This window comes from Paraburkholderia sp. EG287B (assembly GCF_040965595.1).
Lineage (GTDB): Bacteria > Pseudomonadota > Gammaproteobacteria > Burkholderiales > Burkholderiaceae > Paraburkholderia.
In genome coordinates, this window is the sequence record NZ_JBFRCG010000015.1 from 229,606 (window position 1) to 247,777 (window position 18,172).

At 66.5% G+C, this 18,172-nt stretch carries 14 protein-coding genes and 1 pseudogene; 6 read left to right on the forward strand and 9 right to left on the reverse strand.

The window, feature by feature from the left end; translation table 11 throughout:
- Nucleotides 1-6: 6 nt before the first annotated feature.
- Nucleotides 7-1,617 carry an AMP-binding protein gene (locus AB4Y40_RS27730; RefSeq protein WP_368690547.1) on the reverse strand — a complete coding sequence of 537 codons (1,611 nt, stop codon included), beginning with the start codon at nt 1,615-1,617 and terminating at the stop codon, nt 7-9.
- Between the two features lie 317 nt (nt 1,618-1,934).
- On the opposite strand from AB4Y40_RS27730, the gene AB4Y40_RS27735 reads away from it, so the two are divergent.
- On the forward strand, nt 1,935-3,518 hold the full coding sequence (locus AB4Y40_RS27735; protein ID WP_368690548.1) for an inorganic phosphate transporter: 1,584 nt from the start codon (nt 1,935-1,937) through the stop codon (nt 3,516-3,518).
- Here the strand turns inward: AB4Y40_RS27735 and aliA are convergent.
- The 4 genes from aliA to badH form a co-directional block, all read right to left on the reverse strand.
- Nucleotides 3,454-5,172, reverse strand: coding sequence for a cyclohexanecarboxylate-CoA ligase (gene aliA / locus AB4Y40_RS27740; RefSeq protein ID WP_368690549.1), 1,719 nt, complete (start codon nt 5,170-5,172; stop codon nt 3,454-3,456). The genes AB4Y40_RS27735 and aliA overlap by 65 nt on opposite strands.
- A gap of 46 nt (nt 5,173-5,218) precedes the next feature.
- Nucleotides 5,219-6,370: a cyclohexanecarboxyl-CoA dehydrogenase gene (aliB, locus tag AB4Y40_RS27745; protein ID WP_368690550.1), complete on the reverse strand. Its 1,152-nt coding sequence runs from the start codon at nt 6,368-6,370 to the stop codon at nt 5,219-5,221.
- A 61-nt stretch (nt 6,371-6,431) separates the two neighbouring features.
- Nucleotides 6,432-7,214 carry a 2-ketocyclohexanecarboxyl-CoA hydrolase gene (gene badI, locus AB4Y40_RS27750; protein WP_233888679.1) on the reverse strand — a complete coding sequence of 261 codons (783 nt, stop codon included), beginning with the start codon at nt 7,212-7,214 and terminating at the stop codon, nt 6,432-6,434.
- 50 nt (nt 7,215-7,264) lie between these two features.
- On the reverse strand, nt 7,265-8,032 hold the full coding sequence (badH, locus tag AB4Y40_RS27755) for a 2-hydroxycyclohexanecarboxyl-CoA dehydrogenase (protein WP_368690551.1): 768 nt from the start codon (nt 8,030-8,032) through the stop codon (nt 7,265-7,267).
- 231 nt (nt 8,033-8,263) lie between these two features.
- On the opposite strand from badH, the gene AB4Y40_RS27760 reads away from it, so the two are divergent.
- Both AB4Y40_RS27760 and AB4Y40_RS27765 read left to right on the forward strand, forming a co-directional pair.
- Complete coding sequence (locus AB4Y40_RS27760; protein ID WP_368690552.1) at nt 8,264-8,689, forward strand: MarR family transcriptional regulator; 426 nt, start codon at nt 8,264-8,266, stop codon at nt 8,687-8,689.
- A gap of 45 nt (nt 8,690-8,734) precedes the next feature.
- Nucleotides 8,735-9,075 (forward strand): annotated as a pseudogene (locus AB4Y40_RS27765) (DHCW motif cupin fold protein).
- A 13-nt stretch (nt 9,076-9,088) separates the two neighbouring features.
- Here AB4Y40_RS27765 and AB4Y40_RS27770 read toward each other — a convergent pair.
- The 3 genes from AB4Y40_RS27770 to AB4Y40_RS27780 form a co-directional block, all read right to left on the reverse strand.
- Nucleotides 9,089-10,219, reverse strand: coding sequence for a DnaJ domain-containing protein (locus AB4Y40_RS27770; protein WP_368690553.1), 1,131 nt, complete (start codon nt 10,217-10,219; stop codon nt 9,089-9,091).
- 135 nt (nt 10,220-10,354) lie between these two features.
- Nucleotides 10,355-12,115, reverse strand: coding sequence for a cobalamin biosynthesis protein CobT (locus AB4Y40_RS27775; RefSeq protein WP_368690554.1), 1,761 nt, complete (start codon nt 12,113-12,115; stop codon nt 10,355-10,357).
- Nucleotides 12,116-12,137: 22 nt separating this feature from the next.
- Nucleotides 12,138-13,361 (reverse strand): AAA family ATPase, encoded by a 1,224-nt coding sequence (locus AB4Y40_RS27780; RefSeq protein WP_368690555.1) that lies wholly within the window; start codon nt 13,359-13,361, stop codon nt 12,138-12,140.
- Between the two features lie 529 nt (nt 13,362-13,890).
- Between AB4Y40_RS27780 and AB4Y40_RS27785 the strand changes: the two genes are divergently transcribed.
- Both AB4Y40_RS27785 and AB4Y40_RS27790 read left to right on the forward strand, forming a co-directional pair.
- A complete protein-coding gene (locus AB4Y40_RS27785; RefSeq protein ID WP_368690556.1) occupies nt 13,891-15,360 on the forward strand; it encodes an ATP-binding cassette domain-containing protein in 1,470 nt (489 codons plus the stop codon).
- Nucleotides 15,361-15,403: 43 nt separating this feature from the next.
- Complete coding sequence (locus tag AB4Y40_RS27790) at nt 15,404-16,216, forward strand: helix-turn-helix transcriptional regulator (protein WP_368690557.1); 813 nt, start codon at nt 15,404-15,406, stop codon at nt 16,214-16,216.
- Nucleotides 16,217-16,241: 25 nt separating this feature from the next.
- Here the strand turns inward: AB4Y40_RS27790 and AB4Y40_RS27795 are convergent, their stop codons facing one another.
- Nucleotides 16,242-16,463, reverse strand: a complete 222-nt coding sequence (locus AB4Y40_RS27795) for a hypothetical protein (RefSeq protein WP_368690558.1) — start codon at nt 16,461-16,463, stop codon at nt 16,242-16,244.
- Nucleotides 16,464-16,832: 369 nt separating this feature from the next.
- Between AB4Y40_RS27795 and AB4Y40_RS27800 the strand changes: the two genes are divergently transcribed.
- A complete protein-coding gene (locus tag AB4Y40_RS27800) occupies nt 16,833-18,164 on the forward strand; it encodes an efflux RND transporter periplasmic adaptor subunit (protein ID WP_368690559.1) in 1,332 nt (443 codons plus the stop codon).
- The last annotated feature ends 8 nt before the right edge of the window (nt 18,165-18,172 follow it).

Genomic DNA, 18,172 nt, shown 5'->3' on the forward strand with positions numbered 1-18,172 from the left:
CGCGTGTCACCCCGCGTCGCGCAATTCCCGCCGCAGGATCTTGCCCACCGTCGATTTCGGCAGCGCCTCGACGAAGCTCACCACGCGCGGCACCTTGTACGCCGCGAGTTGCGCCCGGCAATGCGCGATCACGGCTTCCTCGCTCAGCGCCGCCTCACGCGCGGGCACCACGAACACACGCACGGCCTCGCCGCTGCGCTCGTCGGCCACGCCCACGCACGCGCACTCGGCCACGCCGGGCAACGCGGTCACGACCGCCTCGATTTCATTCGGATACACGTTGAAACCCGAAACGAGGATCATGTCCTTCGAGCGATCGACGATGCGCAGGAAGCCGCGCGCGTCGAACATACCCACGTCGCCGGTGCGAAAGTAGCCATCGTCCGTGAAGGCGGCGCGCGTGGCCTCGGGCTGGTTCCAGTAGCCCTGCATCACCTGCGGGCCCTTCGCGCAGATCTCGCCGGGCTCGCCAGGCGCGGCCTCGACGCCGTCGTTCATCAGCTTGACGTCGGTGGAGGGCACCGGCAGTCCCGTCGTGCCGGTGAAGTGATCGACGCTCCCCGGGTTGAACGACAGCACCGGACTCGTTTCCGAAAGCCCGTAGCCTTCGCGGATGAAACCGCCCGTAATGGCCTGCCAGCGCTCGGACACCGTGGGAATGATCGCCGCGCCGCCACCGCCCGCGAGCCGCAGCCGCGAAAAATCGACCTCGCCGATGCGCGGATGCGCAACGAGCCCCGCATAGAGCGTATTCACGCCCATGAAGCTCGTGGGCCGCGCAGCCTTGAACACGTCGATCATGCCGCCCAGATCGCGCGCGTTCGCAACGAGCCAGTTCTCGGCGCCAATCGAGAAGTAGGTGATGAGATTTACTGTCAGCGCGAAGATGTGATAGAGCGGCAGCGCGGTGACGACGACTTCCTCGCCCGGGTTCATGAAGCCCGGCATGAAGGTCTTGAACTGCTCGACGTTGGCGACGAGGTTGCGATGCGTGAGCAGCGCGCCCTTGGAGAGCCCGGTCGTGCCGCCCGTGTATTGCAGGAAGAGCGGATCGTCGCCGCACAATGCGGGAGCGTCGAACGGCAAGCCGGCGCCCTGCGCGAGCGCCGCCGCGAACGAGCCGGGCTGCGCATCGCGCTCGCCGCCCGCGCTTGCGCAATCGCTTGCGGCAACGCTCAATACGGTGTTGACGGCCGTATTCGCCTTGATCGCATCGAACGTCGGCAGCGCCCCATCGATCACCACGAGCGTTTGCGCGCCGGAATCCGCCAGCTGGTGCTGAAGCTCGCGCGGCGTATAGAGCGGATTCACGTTCACCTGCACCGCCCCTGCCCGCACGATGCCGATCAGCGCGATGGGAAACGCCAGCAGGTTCGGCAACATCACGGCGACGCGGTCGCCCTTCTTCACGCCCGCGTGCTGCAGATACGCCGCGAAATCGCGCGACAGACGATCGACATCGGCGTAGCTAAGCGAAGTATCGCCCGCGCGCAATGCCGGCCGGTGCGCATGTTCGCGCATCGCCTCGATGAACATATGCGCGAGCGACGGATGCCGGTCGGGATCGATGGTAGCGGGAATCTCGCCATAGCTGGCGAGCCAGGGGGCTTTCGACACGTTCGTCTCCATGAAATCAATGCGCGGCTTGTCTGCGGGGTGCCGCGTTTCACGCCCATGCTACGGGCTTGGCCGCGCCGGGAGAACTGGGAAAGCAGATAAGGTGATTGTGAAAAGTCACAAAAGCGCGTCCGCGCGCGGACCGGTGCGGCGTCACGTCCGTGTCTGATTTCTGTCAATTGTGCGACACTGCGTCGTCTCGTCCGCATCGCGCTTTCAGCGTGCCGACGCGGCACCGCGCCACGCACGTTTGCGAACCCGCATACGCTGCGCCGAGGCGCTTCCCCAAGCGGATTGATCAGAGCCACCACGCTTTCATGCCGGACATACCCTTGTCCCCCTACCGCGCGCCGAGCGCACGCCGCCGCGGTATTGGCATCGCCCTATTTCTCGCCATCATCGCGGCCGGGGCGATTTACGTAATCGATCATCTCGTCGTTGATTTGCGCGCCGTACGCGAAAGCTCGGCGCTGCCCTTCATCCTGCTCGGGCTTGCGCTCCTCATCGCGCTCGGCTTCGAGTTCGTGAACGGCTTTCACGACACCGCCAACGCCGTCGCTACTGTCATCTACACGAACTCACTCGATCCGCATCTCGCCGTGGCGTGGTCGGGCGCGTGGAATTTCATCGGCGTGCTCGTCTCCAGCGGCGCGGTCGCGTTCGGCATCCTGCAGCTGCTGCCGGTGGAACTCATCCTCCAGGTGGGCAGCGGCGCCGGCTTCGCCATGGTGTTCGCCCTCCTGCTCGCCGCGATCGTCTGGAACCTCGGCACCTGGTATTTCGGCTTGCCGTCATCCAGTTCGCATACGCTCGTGGGCTCGATCATCGGCGTGGGGATCATGAACCAGTTCATCAGCGGGCCTTCGGGCACGAGCGGCGTGGACTGGGACCAGGCGGCGGGCGTGGGCAAGGCGCTGCTGTTCTCGCCCGTGGTCGGCTTCGTCATGGCCGGTTTGCTGCTCCTCGTGCTCAAGCTGCTCGTGCGCGTGCCCGCGCTCTATGCCGAGCCCAAAGCCAACCAGGCGCCGCCGCTCTGGATCCGCATCCTGCTCGTCCTCACCTGCACCGGCGTTTCGTTCGCCCACGGCTCGAACGACGGCCAGAAGGGCATGGGCCTCATCATGCTGATCCTGATCGGCGTCGTGCCGACCGCCTATGCGCTCAACAAGGCCGTCACGCCCGAGCAAACCACGGCGTTCGTGGTCGTGGCGCGCGAGGCGTCCGCAACGCTCGGCCGATACGCGCACGGCGCGCCGCCCGACAACGCGCGCGCCGAGGTCGAGGCATTCGTGCGCACACGCCAGCTCACGCCCGCCACGCTGCCCGCGCTGCGCCGGCTCACCGACACGATCGCCGACCAGGTCGCCTTGTCCGGCTCGATGGCGACGGTGCCCGACGCGATCGTCGACAACGTGCGCAACGACATGTACGTGGCGAGCGAAGCGATCCGCCTGATGCAGAAGGCGAAGGCACCGGAGATGTCTCCCGCTGACGTTAACGTGCTCGACACCTTCCGCAAGCAGATGGACCACTCGACCAAGTTCATTCCGACCTGGGTGAAGGTGGCCGTGGCGCTCGCGCTCGGTCTCGGCACGATGGTGGGCTGGAAGCGCATCGTCGTGACGGTGGGCGAAAAGATCGGCAAGCAGCATCTCACCTACGGTCAGGGCGCCTCGGCCGAAGCGGTCGCCATGATCACGATCGGCATGGCCGATGTCTACGGCCTGCCGGTGTCGACCACGCACGTGCTCGCTTCGGGCGTGGCCGGCACGATGGCCGCGAACGGCTCGGGCCTGCAGTGGGCGACCGTGCGCAACCTCGTGCTCGCGTGGGTGCTCACGTTGCCTGCTTCGATTGCGCTTGCTGCCGGTCTTTACTGGATGTTCCGGCGGCTTCTCTGACATCGGCTTCACGCAGCATGTCGCGCAAACGGAACTTCTGCACCTTGCCTGCGGGCGTGGTCGGCATGGCGTCGAGCAGCCAGAGCCGTTCGGGCAGGTACTGCACGGCAACCTTGTGCGACTTGAGAAAGCCGACGAGCGAAGGCAGATCGACCGCCTCGCCGGGCCTCGCCACCACCACGGCGCAGGCGCGCTCGCCCAGCCGCTCGTCCGCGTACGCGACGATCGCCACCTGTGCCACGGCGGGATGCCGGTAGAGCAGCGATTCGATCTCCACCACGGGAATATTCTCGCCACCGCGGATGATCACGTCCTTGCTGCGGCCGCTGATGCGGATGTAGCCGCGCTCGTTGACGATCGCGAGGTCGCCCGTGTCGAACCAGCCTTGCGCATCCGTCGCATTGAGATGCGCGCGCTTGAGGTAGCCGCCGAACCCCGAGCAGGAGCGCACGAAGAGCCGGCCCGCTACGTTCGGCGGCAGCGCGTGATCGTTCTCGTCGACCACCTTCACTTGCACGCCCGGCAGCGGCGCGCCATCGGTCGTGGAGGCGCGTTCGTCATCGTCGTCCAGATGCGTGAGCGTCACCGCGCCCAGCTCCGTCATGCCCCACGCGGGGACGATCTTCGCCCCCAGCGCCATGCGTGCGCGATCGACCAGTGCGCCGGGAATGGGCGCGCCCGCGCACAAGAACGTGCGCAGCGTCGGCACGCGCGTGCCCGTCTCGACGGCCGCGTTGGCGAGATCACCGAGGAACGCCGTGGACGCCATCGTGAACGTCGCGCGTTCCTGTGCGATTAGTGCCAGCGCCGCCTCGGGCTGCCATACGTCCTGCAGGACGGCGCTCGCCCGCAATGCAATGGGCATCATGAGGCCATACATGAAGCCGGTTTGATGCGCCATCGGCGAGGCCATCAGCACGACGTCGTCGCGGCCGAGACGCATGGCCTGCGCATACGGGAAGATGTTCGAAAACAGCGTGTTGGACGTGTGCATCACGCCCTTGGGCTCGCCCGTGGTGCCGGAGGTGTAGAGCAGCTGCGTCACGTCGTCGGGGCCTGGGCGATTGCGCGTGAGGATGGCTTCGGCGTCACTCGCCTCTTCCCAGCGCGGGCCGCTCAGGAGCGCTTCGAAACTGTTGCGCGCCGGCTCGCCTGCGTCGGTTGCGCCCACGACCACCACGTGCTGCAAGGCGGGGAGTTCAGGCCGCAGCACGCGCAACATGGCCTCGTAGTCGAAGCCTCGATAGCGCTGCGGCACGATCATCACCTTGCTGCCGCCATGGTTGAGCATGAACGACAACTCGCGCTCGCGAAAGATCGGCATGAGGGGATTGAGCACCGCACCGATGCGCGAGCACGCGAGATAAAGCAGCGTGAACTGCCAGCAATTCGGCAGCTGCATCGAGACCACGTCGCCCTTCGCGACGCCGAGCCTGGCCAGGCCCACGGCGATGCGGTCCGCCATGCGCGCCATCTGCGCGTAGGTGAAGCGCGTGGTCCCGCCTTCCTCGATGCGTACCGCCGTGAGCGCGATCTTCGCCGGACATTCGGCCACGCAGGCGTCCAGCTCGTCGTTGATGGTGCGCCCGGGCCACCAGCGCCTTGCGTCCTCGCGCGCGCGGCGCGGCCCGATCAGTACCGCGTCGAACTCCATGTGCAGCCTCCCGTGGCGTTGCAGGAAACGTCGCAGGCGGCGCGCATCATGCCGGCACCGCGTCGCGGCCCGCGTTCGAGCGCGCGATGATGGTCTTCATGATCTGGGCCGTGCCGTCGCCGATCTGGAAGCCGAGCACGTCGCGCAGGCGCTGTTCGAGCGGGCCGCGGTCGTAGCCGCCGTGCCCGAACGAAAGCAGGCATTGGTGCACCACGTCGTAGGCGAGCTTCGGCCCCCACCACTTGCACATGGCCGCTTCGGCCGTATGCGGCAGTCCACGGTCCTTGAGCCACAGCGTTTGCAGGCACAGCAGGCGCGCCGCCTCCACCTGGGTGGCGTATTCGGCGAGCGGATGCGACACGCCCTGGAACGCAGAGAGCGGCTTGCCGAAGGCTTCGCGCTGGGCGACGTACTCCCACGTTTCTTCGAGGCTCACGCTCGCCACGGCGAGCACCTGCAGACCGATCAACGCGCGCGAAAAGTCGAAGCCCTGCATCACCTGAACGAAGCCCTTGCCCTCGTCGCCCAGCAGGTGGTCCACCGGCACGCGCACGTTCTCGAAGAAGATCGAACCGCGCCCGATCGCGCGCTGCCCGTGGCAGTCGAAGCGATTGCGCGTGACGCCCGGCAGGTCCATCGGCACGAGGATGGCCGAGACGCCGCGCGCGCCATCTGCCACGCTGCCGGTGCGCGCGAACACCACCGCGGCGTCGGCCTGATCGGCGGCCGATATCGAGGTTTTCTCGCCGTTGAGGACGTAGTGGTCGCCCACGCGCTCCATTTTCAGCCGCAGGTTCGCGGCATCCGAACCGCCGCGCGGTTCTGTGAGCGCGATGGCGAGCAGCGCGCGGCCCTGCGTGAGGCGTTCGAGCCACGGGCGCGCAATCTCGGGCGCCGCGTGCTTGGCGAGGATCTGCCCGTTGAGCGAGGCAAGCAGGTTGATGTACGAGAGGCTCAGGTCCGCACGCGCAATCTCCTCGTGGATCACCCCCGCGGCCAGGCAGCCCAGGCCCTGGCCGCCGTACTGCTCCGGCAATTCCGGCGCGATGAAGCCCATCTCGCCCATTTCGCGCATGAGGCCGCGATCGAGCACGCGTGTGGTGTCTCGCTCGATGAAGCCTGGCGCGGCGCGCCCTTGTGCAAAGCGCCGCGCGTGCTCGCCGAGCGCGGCGAGGTCTTCGTCGATATACGGATTCATGGTGTCTCCTTGAAGCGGCCTGCTCTATTCATTCGTCATCCTGATCGTCATGGAGACGCCTTCATTTGGCGTACTTGCGGAACTCGGGTTTGCGCTTCTCCTGGAACGCGCGCACGCCCTCGCGCGATTCTTCCGTGTCGTAGTAGAGCTTGAGCGCATACATGCCCATGCCGGCAATGCCCGCCTGATGCGCGGTGTCCATATTGAACGAGCGCTTGGCGATCGCAATGGCCGTGGGGCTCTTTTCCATGATCTCGTCACACCACTTCTGCACTTCCGCGTCGAGTTGATCGTGCGGCACCACGGCGTTCACGAGGCCCATGGCCAGCGCTTCGGCAGCCGGATAGCGGCGGCACAGATACCAGATTTCACGCGCCTTCTTTTCGCCGACCACGCGCGCGAGAAACGCCGTGCCGTAGCCCGGATCGACCGAGCCGACCTTCGGGCCCGCCTGCGCGAACACGGCCTTTTCCGATGCGATGGTGAAATCGCAGATCGTGCACAGCACGTTGCCGCCGCCCACCGCATAGCCTTGCACGCGCGCGATCACGGGTTTAGGCACGTCGCGGATCGCGGTGTGCAGCTCTTCCATCGGCAGGCCGATCGTGCCGCGTCCGTCGTACTGTCCCGCGTGCGCGGATTGGTCGCCGCCCGTGCAGAACGCCTTGTCGCCCGCGCCCGCAAGCACGATCGCGCCGATCTCGCGGTCGTAGCCCGCCTTGTTGATCGCGTGAATCAGCTCATCGCAGGTGCGGCCGCGAAACGCGTTCATCTTGTCGGGCCGGTTGATGGTGATCCATGCCGCGCCGTTGCGCACTTCGTAGAGAATGTCTTCGTAGTTCATGATCGATGCCTTTGATGTTGCGTAGTCGATAGAGAGCGTGTTCGTCGCCGTTAGCCCCCCATGGTCAGGCCGCCCGATACGCTCAGCACCTGGCCCGTGATGTAGTTCGCGTCGTCGCTCGCGAAGAACACGATCGCGCCGGGCAGATCGTCGGGCTGCCCGATGCGGCCGAGCGGAATGGAACGCTGGAACGCTTCCAGCAGCTTTTCGGGGTTGCCCGCGCCTTCCTTGTATTCGGCGAAGAGCGCGGTGTCGGTCGGGCCCGGACACACCACGTTCACGGTGATGCCGTGGCGCGCATGTTCACGCGCAATGGTTTTCGAAAACGCCACGAGGCCGCCCTTGCACGCCGCGTAGACCGCTTCGCCCGACGAGCCCACACGCGCGGCGTCCGAGGCGATGTTGATGATGCGACCGCGCTTGCGCTCGACCATGCCGGGCAGCACCGCGTGATGCATGTGCAGCGCGCCCGTGAGATTGATGGCGATGAGCTTGTCCCACTGCGCCGGTTCGGTCTTCGTGAACGGGCGGAAAACGTCCCAGCCCGCATTGTTCACGAGCACATCCACGGGGCCGAGCTGCGCTTGCGCCTGCTCGAGCGCCGTTTCCACCTCGGCGCGATTCGTGATGTCGCAACGCAGCGCCAACGCCTGGCCGCCCTTTTCGTGAATCTCCTCGGCCACCTTCAGCGCCGCGTCGAGCGACAGATCCAGCACCGCCACGCGCGCGCCCTCGGCCGCGAAGCGCCGGCAGGTCGCCCCGCCGATGCCGCCGCCACCGCCCGTCACCACGACTGTCTTGCCTTCGAGTTTTCGCACCGCGATCCTCCATTCGGTTGAGCAGTACCATAGACGCCTTCGATGCTGTCCCCATCTTTGGGTCTCGCTTCGAATTACGTCAATATGTTGACGTATACTAGGTAACACTCAGATCGAAGACAAGCGTGGAAGCACCAGGAGAAACCCTTGCCAAAAACACCAAAAATTCAGGATTCAAGCCGCTTCGATCTTGCCAACCGGCTGTTCTTCCGGCTCTACCAATGCGCAAATATGTTGCATAAAACGGGCACGCGCGCCGTGGAGGCCGAGGGTTTGACCACGCAGCAATGGGCCGTGCTCGGCGCGCTCTCGCGCCCGGAAGCCCAGCCGGGCATGAGCGTGGGCGACCTCGCGCGCTATCTGATGGTGAGCCGCCAGAATCTCTCGGGTCTGATCAGCCGGATGGAACGCGATGGCCACGTGAGCACCCAGGCGGACGCGCGCGATCGCCGCTCGCGCCTCGTCTGCATGACCGGGCCGGGCCGCAAGCTATGGGTGGCGCAGGCCACGCCGAAAATCGAGGCGTACTACGAAGCCGTGCTGGACAATTTTTCGTCGGACGACATGACGCACGCGCTGCACTATCTGCTGAAGCTGCTCGATAACATGAAGCGAGTGGACGAACAGGAACGCGTGGCGGACGACGACGATGCGTGAGCGCGCTCCGCTACACTCTGACGTCACGCACAAGGAGAAAACCGCATGAGAATGGATGCATTTCGCTTCGGCACCACCGACTGGTCCAGCGTCGAGCCCACGCAACACAAAGGGGAAACGGGCATGGCCACCTGGCGCACGCGTTTTTTCGGCGACGAGGCCGACCCGATCCGCGTGCGCAGGTCGAGTATTCGCCGGGCTACCTCGCGGATCACTGGTGCAAGAAGGGGCACATTCTGTTCTGCCTCGAAGGCGAACTCGAAACCACGCTCGACGATGGGCGCAAGTTCGTCCTCACGCCCGGCATGAGCTATCAGGTGGGCGACAACGCCGAGGCACACCAGTCGTACACGCGCACGGGTGCGAAGCTCTTCGTCGTCGATTGAAAGCGATGCCGCTTCAGCGCGCCGCGCCGAGATCGGCGTCGAGCCGCTTGCGCAGGTCGCGCACCACGCGCGCGGCGGGAACCAGCCACCATGTGGGCGCCGCCACGGAGAAGTCGTATGCGAGCGCCGTCTGTGCGGCGCCGGTCGTGTGCGCCCGGCAGCGGAACGCCACCATGTGGCGCCGCGTGGCGGTTTGCGAACCAGGCGAGAAGCGCATCACCGCACGCAGCGCGAATTGCGTATCGTCGGGTGCGGCCTCGTACGATTCGATGCTCCACTCCGCTCCGTAGTGCGCCTCGTGACGCAGCGCCGCGCTCACGCGCAGGCGCGTTTCATCGGCGGGCAACGCCACGGCGTGCTCGCGCCCCGCACGCCCGGCGCGATACAGCGTGCGCTGCGACCAGCCCCAGCCGAACGTGAGCACCACGCCGCCCGCCACGAGCGCCCACTGCAGAATGTGCGTGAGCCAGCGGCCCACCTCGAAGCGCGCGATGGGCGCGAGCAGCAAGCCCGCGATCCAGTGCGCGGCAACGAAGATCACGATGCACGCGAACACGCTTGCGGAAAGCGTCAGCAGCCAGCCCCGCGACGGGTCGTCGAATTTCGCAAACAGGAAATCGCGCACGCCGCCTGAACGCGCGTGCACGGCATCGGTTTCGGGCGCGGTTGCGCCCTCGGGCTCGCCTCGCTGCGCGGCATCCGCTTCGCCGCGCAGCCCCGTGAGTTCGCCGTGCAGCGAGTCGCGTTCGGTCCGCATGCGCTGGAGCTCGTCGAGGGTACGCGTGCGCTCGGCGCGCAGCCCGTCCAGCTCGGCGCGCACGCGTTCACGCTGCGCCAGCAGCGCCTGCATCTGCGCGTGCAGTTCGTCGGCCTGCGCGACGCTCAGCGCGGAGCGGCTCACCGGCGGCGCATGATGCACGGACCAGTACGCCTCGAGCAGCTCGCGCGCCTCCTTGACGCGCTTGAACTGGTCGTCGGCCCAGCGCATCGAGGCGGCCGTGGGGTGCCGCCATTTGTCGGGATGCAGGATCTGCGCGAGATGGCGATAGTGATGCTTGATGTCGGCCTCGCTCGCCCCCGGCTCCAGATCGAGCCGGTAGTAGAGGCGGTCGTAATCCACGGGTCGGTAATCGCGGCCTGGCATGACCTGTATCTATTCGTCAGTGGATGGATTGGCAGGCGGCGCAACGCCTGCCCGCTCAAGTTAGCGCAATGCGCCCGGTCCGGCAAGGAAAGCGCCGCTGCCCCTGCCGCTGCCGTTGCCCGCCCGGTTTCAGTGCTACCGGCCCGCGAGCAGGCGGCTCAACGTCGCAAACGCGGTGACCGGCAGCTCGTGGAGCTTGCGCACGACCACGGCATGCGGATAAAACGCCTCGACGGCGTCGTCCAGGATGCCGATGCCGACCAGCTCGATGCCCTGCTCCCTGACCGCCTGCACGCGCGCGAGCAGGTCGCTGCGCAACACCGCCGGGTCGCCGTCGCTCGTCGAAGGATAGCCGTCCGAGAGGACGAACAGCAGCCGCCGGCGCGCCCTGCGCTGCGCGAGCCGCGCCGCCGCCCAGGCGAGCGCTTCGCCGTCGGGGTTCTCGTGGCCGCACTCGATGGCCGCGAGCCCGCTCAGGTCGCGCGAGTCGAAGCGCTTGAACACGCGCAGATCCAGCCGCTCGACGAAGCGGTTATAGGCCCGCAGATCGGCGCCGGCGGCGCGCTCGCGCTCGTAGCGCGCGCGCATTTCCGGTTCTTCAATCGAACTGTAGCCGAGCACTTCCGAATCGAAGGCGAGCTGCGTGAGCGCGTCGGCGAGCGCCGCCGCGCACAGGCGCGCCAGCTCGATCTTGCGGCCCGCCATCGAGCCACTCAGGTCGAGCAGCAGCGTGACGACCGTGTCGCGCCCGCTCGCATGACGCGCCACGCGAAACGGCGTGCGGTAGCCGCGCGAAGCGGCGAGACGCGCGAGCGCCGCGCGGTCGATCTCGCCGCGCTCCTGCTCGCGCTTCCAGTGCGTGAGTTCGTCGGCCTTGAGCACGCGCTCGAGCTGGGCCTTGAGCGCGCCGGTCTCCGCGCGTGCCAGGGCGCGCAGCTTGCGCCAGGCGGCAGCGTCGCCGCGGCCCGTGAGATCGGAGACGGTGTCGTAGGCCGTGGTCAGCGGGATCGACAGACGTGGCCGCCCGGGCTCCGGGCTGCGATTCGTGGCGGCGTGCGGCGCATCCGCTTCGGAAAGCGCTGCGCCGGCCGCGGAATCGGACTCGGCGCTCGCGCGTGCCGCTGCGCCGTCGTCGCCTTCGCGGGCGTCATCTGGCTGGGCGCCTCCGCCCGGCGGCTCGACCTCGTCTGCCTGGCCGAATTCGTCCATTGCCTGCGCGAGTCGCGCCGATTCGTCGTCGAGCCCTTCGGACAGGGCCGCCGTCTGCATCATGTTGTTCGCGCCACGTGACGCGAGCGAGCGCACCCCCGCCACGATCGCCACGGCGGCACTCACGCTGGCGCGTGTCGACTGGCTCGCGCGGGCCGCGCCGAGTGGAGCGTCGATCGCACGCAGCGCGGCGGCCAGCGCCGCGACATCTCGCTCGAGCACGCCCGGCGCTTCGTCCCACAGCGTGCGTTCGATCGCCCAGGCGAGGCACTCGCGCCACGCCAGTTTCGACCAGCGTCGTGCGACTGCCTCACTGCGCTGCATACGCCAGCTTTGTGCGTAGCGTTGCGCGCCAGGGAATGCCCGCGCGAGTTGCGCAAGCACGCGACGGTCTTCGATCGCCTGCGCAATGCGCCCCGTCACGCCGGCTTGCGGCGTGTCGAGACGCGCCGCTTCGCTGTAGCGATAGCGCGCCGCCAGCAAATCGAGCGCGCCGAGCAGCGGGGCTTCATTCGCACCATCATTCGCGAGGCGCGCGGGCAGTACGAAGCGTTCGCCTTCAATGCGCGGCTCGCCCGCGCCGAACGTCACGCTCACGCGCGAATCGCCGGTCAGCACCCGCGCGAGGCGGCCGAGCGCGCCCGCGGGATCGGCGCTCGCCGTCAATCGTTCTGTTTGGTCCTGCAAGCTGGCCACAGGGCCTCCACGCTCACGCGTCGAAGATCACGTGATGCCGGATGACGCTGCGGATGAGCGCCGCATCGTCCGCGCTCACCTTCGCGTAGATCGCCGGCCCCGCCGCGCGCTCGACATCGCCGGTGCGCAGCATGAGTTCGGCCCAGTCGATCAGGCGCCGCGTGGAGAACGCGCTCGCGAGATCCTCGCGGGCGAACGCGGCCCGGCAGTCGGCGGCGATGGCGGCGAGTGTGTGCGCGAGCGGCCGCGTGAGAACGGGCAGCGTGCGCAGCAATACTTCGGTTTCCCCTTCAAGTGAGAGATAGTCGAACAGGTAGACGCGCCAGCGGTCGAGAAACGCCTCGTTGAGCAGATTCGCGCCCTGGTACAGATGGCGGTACGCGCTCATCGCGCCCGCGGCGTTCGCGGTGGCGAAGAGGCGGAACGACGGATGCGGCTCGACGATTTCGTTGCCGCGCTCCTTGAGCAGCAAGCGGCCGTTCGGTTCCAGCACGGCGGTGAGCACGGCCAGAATGGACGGCTCGGCAAAGTCGAGTTCGTCGATGATGAGCCAGTAGCCCTCGCGCATCGCCACGGGCAGCACGCCGTCCACCCAGATCGTCTCGCCGCCCTTCACGGTCCAGAAACCGACGAAGTCGCCGATGGTGGTCTGGCCGTTCATGTTCGCGCGCAGCACGCCATAGTCCGCGCGTGCCGCCACCTGCTCGATGAAGCTCGTCTTGCCCGAACCCGTATGGCCGATCAGCATGACGCGGCGATTTTCTACGATGTCCTGAACGATATCGTCGCCGCGTTCTGTGAAAAGGTAGGCTGCGTTCACGCGTGGCACCAGCGCGTTTGGTTCGCCGCGCGGTAGATCTACGGTGCCGATGCGTACGGTGGGCGTGTGGGTTTGCGGCCTGGCTCGAGCGGCTTTGTCCTCGCGCGCCGTTTCGACGGCGCGCTGCAAGGCGGCGGAAAATGTGCTGCCCGCTTGTGAAGCTCGCGCTTCGTCGGCGCGCTGCGCTTCGGAGACGAAGCCCTCGCGACGCCACTTGAGCAGCTTCGCTTCGAGATTGTCGAGATCGATTTCGGTGTCGATGTCGACTTCACCGTCCTCGCCCTGGCCATGCTCGATGCGGTACATGTGCGCGCGTTCCGAAGGCGAGACGCGCCACCATTCGCTCGCCCGGCCGGCGCCGCGGGTGTAGAGGCCGAGCGGGGCTTCGTCTTGTAGTGCGGGATCGGTTGCGTTCATGGGAGCGAAAGCGGGCAGCGTGGCGCGGTAGGTCGCCCTATCTTACCTGCGCGCGCCGCAGCTGCGCAAAGAATGCGTCGGACAACGCGCGGCCTGACGACAATCTTCGCTTCTTCAGAAAGCGGACTACGCGATCAACAATCGAGGTGCGTCAATGACCGATCGTGAATCTGTTTCAAAGCGCATGCCCCTACATCAAAATAAGAGAGATCGAATTTTCAGGATCCGACTCATTCTTGAACTACAACATTGAATCTGCAGAGGCCCGCATGTCGTTTCCATTGGAGTTGGTACGCGAATACATCGCTACGTACCGGATTGCCGTTAGCCACGACAAGGCACTTCCCGCTCGCTTTGCTGCGGCTACGCTGATCATGATCGCCGTCGTCGCTCTCGAAAGTGCAGTGCCGTGGCTATTGCGAGAAAGCACCAATGCGCTCTCGGTCGAGCGCGCCCCTGGTTTCGGGGGAGCAGCCGTCACGCTCGCGGGCGTCTACGGCCTGTGCTGGACCGCAGCACGCGTCTCAGAGTGGATCAAAACAATATTCTCATCCGCCACGCTTGCCCGATCCGACGCCGCGTTTCAGAAAGCCTATATGCGCATCTCATTCGCGTCGAATACGCCCGGCTCGCGACGATCGATCCTGGCGCGATGGTATCGGTCATCGCCAGGAGCCGCACCGCTTTCAGTGCAATCACATTTACGCTCTTCTGGGTAATCGTGCCGGCGCTCTTCCAGCTCGTTGTCACGGCATCGATTCTCTGGCGTGTGACCAATCTCGCATTTGCTGCTGCGTTCGTCGGCGCAATCGGCGCGCTGTTCGCGGCGACGTGGAGGCTCGCTGCGAAAACGAAAGGCGCGCACGCCCGGATTTTCGATGCCTCGAATCTTCTCTCCAGCCATCTGGTGGAACGGCTTGGCTTTATGCTGGATATCAAATTGAACAACGCCTATGAGCGCGAAGAAGCCGGACTCCACCGTATCCTTGCCCGTTATGTCGCGCAAATTTCGCACGGCAATGCGCGGCTTGCGCTGCTGCTTGCAGCGCAAGCGTTTTTTACCGGACTCGTGCTGACGATCTTCACGATCGTCGCGGCGACATCGGTCACGCGCGGCGTTTTCCGCATCGGCGATTTTGTGATGATTACCGGTTATGTCGCGGCGCTGACCGCGCCATTCACGGGCCTCGCTGCTTCACTTTCCGATCTGCGCAGAAGTCAGCTTGCCTTGCACGAAGGCCTCGGCATCCTTGCACTGCCGCCCGAGCCGGGTGGCGTCGAGGTCGCAACTGCACTTGACGCGAACCCCGTTTATGCCTTGTCGGGTGTCGATATTTCATTCGGACCACGAGCAATTTTTCGCGGAGCCAACCTTATCGCGAATCGAGGCGAGGTAACCGTCCTGATCGGACCATCTGGAAACGGAAAGTCGACACTCGTCAATCTGATGCTCGGCCTCGTGCGCCCCGAACGCGGGCGGGTCGAGTTGAATGGCGTTGACGTTTCTACACTCTCTCCAGCTTCGATATCGCGGACTGTCGCTGTCGTTCCGCAAAATCCGCTGATCATCAGCGGAACGCTCCGTGAAAATCTTGCTTTCGGCTGTGCAGACCCGCCTTCCGACGAACAGTTGCTGGCGCTGGTCTGCGCGCTGGAACTGCAAGGACTCGCCGGCGAGTCGAGCGGCAACGTGCTCGATGTCATCGTCGGCTTACAGGGTCGAGCGCTTTCCGGCGGCGAAAGGCAACGTATCGCGCTGGGTCGCGCACTTGCGCGCCACACTTCAGTCATCGTCCTCGATGAGCCAACCTCTTCACAGGATCCGTCCCGCGAGGCGCGTGTGCTGGAACAGGTACGCCGTCGCGTTCCCACGATCATCGCAATTACGCATCGTGAAGCGTTGCTGGAAATGGCAGATCGCGTCTATCAGGTCGATGAAGGGCGCGTCGTCGAATCGGGTGCCAGAAGACAAGCGGCCACGACCAGGCAGAGCGGATAATGTCGCGGAACGCTCACCCCCCGCAATTCCCCCGGAGCCCCCCATGCCCCAAGCCGCGCCGCCCGAACTCGACGACGAGCCCGGGCGCGGCCGTTCGCTCGCACGCCACTACCCGCGCGGCCTCGAGGTCGAGCCGCACACGCATACGTGGGCGCAGGTGCTCTACGCCGTCTCCGGCGTGATGTGGGTCGAGGTGGAGCGCGAAGCGCTCGTCGTGCCGCCGCAGCGCGCCGTGTGGCTGCCTCCCGGCACGCAGCACGCCATTCACATGCTGAGCGCCGTCGAGATGCGCAATCTCTATCTGCACGAGCGCGACAGCCGGCACCTTAGCGAGCGGTGCGAAGTGTTCGAGGTCAACGGCCTGCTGCGCGAACTCGTCACGGGCCTCGCGGAACACGCGCGCGAAGACGACGCCTGGCTCGACGCAGCCTATCGCCTCGCGTCGCTCGAACTCGCCCACGCGCCGCGCTCCACGCTGCGCATCCCGCTGCCCGATGCGTCCGACCGCCGCCTCGCCACGCTGTGCCGCGCGGTGATCGACAACCCGTCGGCCGATATCGGCTTCGAACAGCACGCGGCATCGGTGGGCGCGAGCGTGCGCACGCTCTCGCGACTCTTCACGCGCGAGCTTGGCATGGGGTTTGCGGAGTGGCGCCGCCAGGTGCAGCTCGCACTCGCGGTGTCGCGCCTCGCGGAGGGCGAGCCCGTGAGCGCGGTGGCGCGCATGCTGGGCTATCTGCCCAGCAGCTTCAGCGACATGTTCCGACGCGAACTGGGCGTGCCGCCCAGCGAGTTCCGGCCCGCCGGCACCCTTGGCGGCCCAGCGGGTTTCGCAGCGGAAAACGCGGCGCAGTAACGCGCGCGTAGACGCGTGGCGCGGCTCAATGCGGCGGCAGATCGCCCACTAGCGGAAACATGTCGGGCGTATAGCCCATATTGAAGTAACCGGCCCGTGCATAAGTGGCGATTCGCTCGAGCTGCTCGGTTTCGCGCGACGCGTCGCGCAGTTCGGGCTCATCGGCTTGCGGCGTGGGCGGCGGCCGGTTCGCCCGGCCGCGCCGCGTGAACCACGCCGGCACGGACAGCATCGACAGCTTCGACATTGCGGACTCCTTGCGAGGCGTTGACCCTTTCCAATCTAGACAGTCGGAGGCGCGCACGCAAACAAGCATTTCTGCGATGCATTGCACACCGCGGCCGATGCCCATCCTGGATCAGGCCCAGGCGCTGTAAACGCCCGAAAACCTTACAAATAACTAACGTTTCGAAATTGGCGCACGAGTTGGTTAGACTGCGAGTCTCGGCCTTCGCTGCATGGCGGGGCACGGCTTCGACGGCATAACAATCATGAGAATGCGTATGCAGCAACTCGACAGTCACCGGCAGCATTTCGCGGCGGCCAAGCCGTTGAGCGCGCCGACTTCGTTTCTCCGCACCGCCTCGCGCGGCGGTCCGACCTCCTGGAGGCAGGCATGAGCGACGTCCCGCAGACGCAACCCGCGCCCCAGCCCCCCCCGCCGCCACCGCCACCGCCACCGCCCGCACCGCCCCCGCAGGCGCCGAAGCGCCGCCGCCTCGGCCCGCTCATTCTCGCCATCGTCGTGATCGTGCTGATCGTGCTCGTAATCGTGCACATCATGCGCAACAAGAAGACGGAGCACGGCGCTACGCCCCAGGTCGTGACCGTGGCCGCCGCCACGCTCGGCCCCATGCCCGTGACGCTCAACGCGCTCGGCACCGTCACGCCTCTCGCGACCGTCACGGTTCTGCCGCAAATCAGCGGCTATCTCACCGAGGTGGGTTACAAGGAAGGCCAGGACGTCGTGAAGGGGCAGTTCCTCGCCCAGATCGACCCGCGCCAGTACGAGATCAGCAAGGAGCAGGCGCTCGCGCAACTCGCCAGGGACCAGGCCTTGCTGGCGCAGGCGCGCGCCGACCTCGCGCGGTACACGCAGTTGAACGCAAAGCAGTCGATCGCCGCGCAGACCTACAGCGACCAGCAGTTCCTCGTCAAGCAGTATGAAGCCGCGGTGCAGGCCGACAAGGCGAACGTCAGGCTGTTCGAGCTCGATCTGATCTATTGCCGCATCACGGCGCCGGTGTCGGGGCGCGTGGGCCTGCGGCTCGTCGACCAGGGCAACTACGTGACTTCGTCCAGCTCCACGGGCATTGCCGTCATCACGACGATCAAGCCCACCACCGTGCAGTTCGCCATCCCGCAGACCTCGCTCGGCAGCGTGCTCGAGCGCGTCAATGCCGGCGCGCAACTGCCGATCACCGTCTTCAGCAGCGACAACACCCGCCAGATCGCCACCGGCACGCTGTTCGCGCTCAGCAACCAGATGGCCACGGCCACCGGTACGGTCACGCTGCGCGCGAGCGTGCCCAACGACAACGAGGCGCTCTTTCCCAACGAGTTCGTCAACGTGAGGCTGCTCGTCGACACGCTGCAAAACGCCGTGCTCGTGCCGACGCCCGCCGTGCAGACCGGCGCGCCCGGCGACTACGTGTACCTCGTGAACGCCGACAACACGGTGTCGGTCCACAAGGTCACGCTCGGCCCGAGCGACGGCCGCTACACGGTGATCTCGGCGGGCCTGCAGCAGGGTCAGCATGTCGTGACCGACGGCCTCGACCGCCTCAACGACGGCGCGAAGATCCAGCCCGCGGGGCCGAGGCCCGCCACGCACGCAGGCGCGGCGAGTGCCCCGCACCATGGCAGCGCCCCGGGCGCGGCCAGCGAACCGGGCGCCACGGCGCCGAACGCCTCCGACGCGAGCGCCGCGGCCTCGCAAGCCGGTTAAGCCCCGGA

Bases quoted from the DNA above. Each gene is read 5' to 3' on its own strand.
- AB4Y40_RS27735 (WP_368690548.1), top strand. From the start codon at position 1,935: ATGCCGGACATACCCTTGTCCCCCTACCGCGCGCCGAGCGCACGCCGC.
- aliA (WP_368690549.1), bottom strand. From the start codon at position 5,172: ATGGAGTTCGACGCGGTACTGATCGGGCCGCGCCGCGCGCGCGAGGAC.
- aliB (WP_368690550.1), bottom strand. From the start codon at position 6,370: ATGAATCCGTATATCGACGAAGACCTCGCCGCGCTCGGCGAGCACGCG.
- badI (WP_233888679.1), bottom strand. From the start codon at position 7,214: ATGAACTACGAAGACATTCTCTACGAAGTGCGCAACGGCGCGGCATGG.
- AB4Y40_RS27760 (WP_368690552.1), top strand. From the start codon at position 8,264: ATGTTGCATAAAACGGGCACGCGCGCCGTGGAGGCCGAGGGTTTGACC.
- AB4Y40_RS27770 (WP_368690553.1), bottom strand. From the start codon at position 10,219: ATGCCAGGCCGCGATTACCGACCCGTGGATTACGACCGCCTCTACTAC.
- AB4Y40_RS27780 (WP_368690555.1), bottom strand. From the start codon at position 13,361: ATGAACGCAACCGATCCCGCACTACAAGACGAAGCCCCGCTCGGCCTC.
- AB4Y40_RS27790 (WP_368690557.1), top strand. From the start codon at position 15,404: ATGCCCCAAGCCGCGCCGCCCGAACTCGACGACGAGCCCGGGCGCGGC.
- AB4Y40_RS27795 (WP_368690558.1), bottom strand. From the start codon at position 16,463: ATGTCGAAGCTGTCGATGCTGTCCGTGCCGGCGTGGTTCACGCGGCGC.
- AB4Y40_RS27800 (WP_368690559.1), top strand. From the start codon at position 16,833: ATGAGCGACGTCCCGCAGACGCAACCCGCGCCCCAGCCCCCCCCGCCG.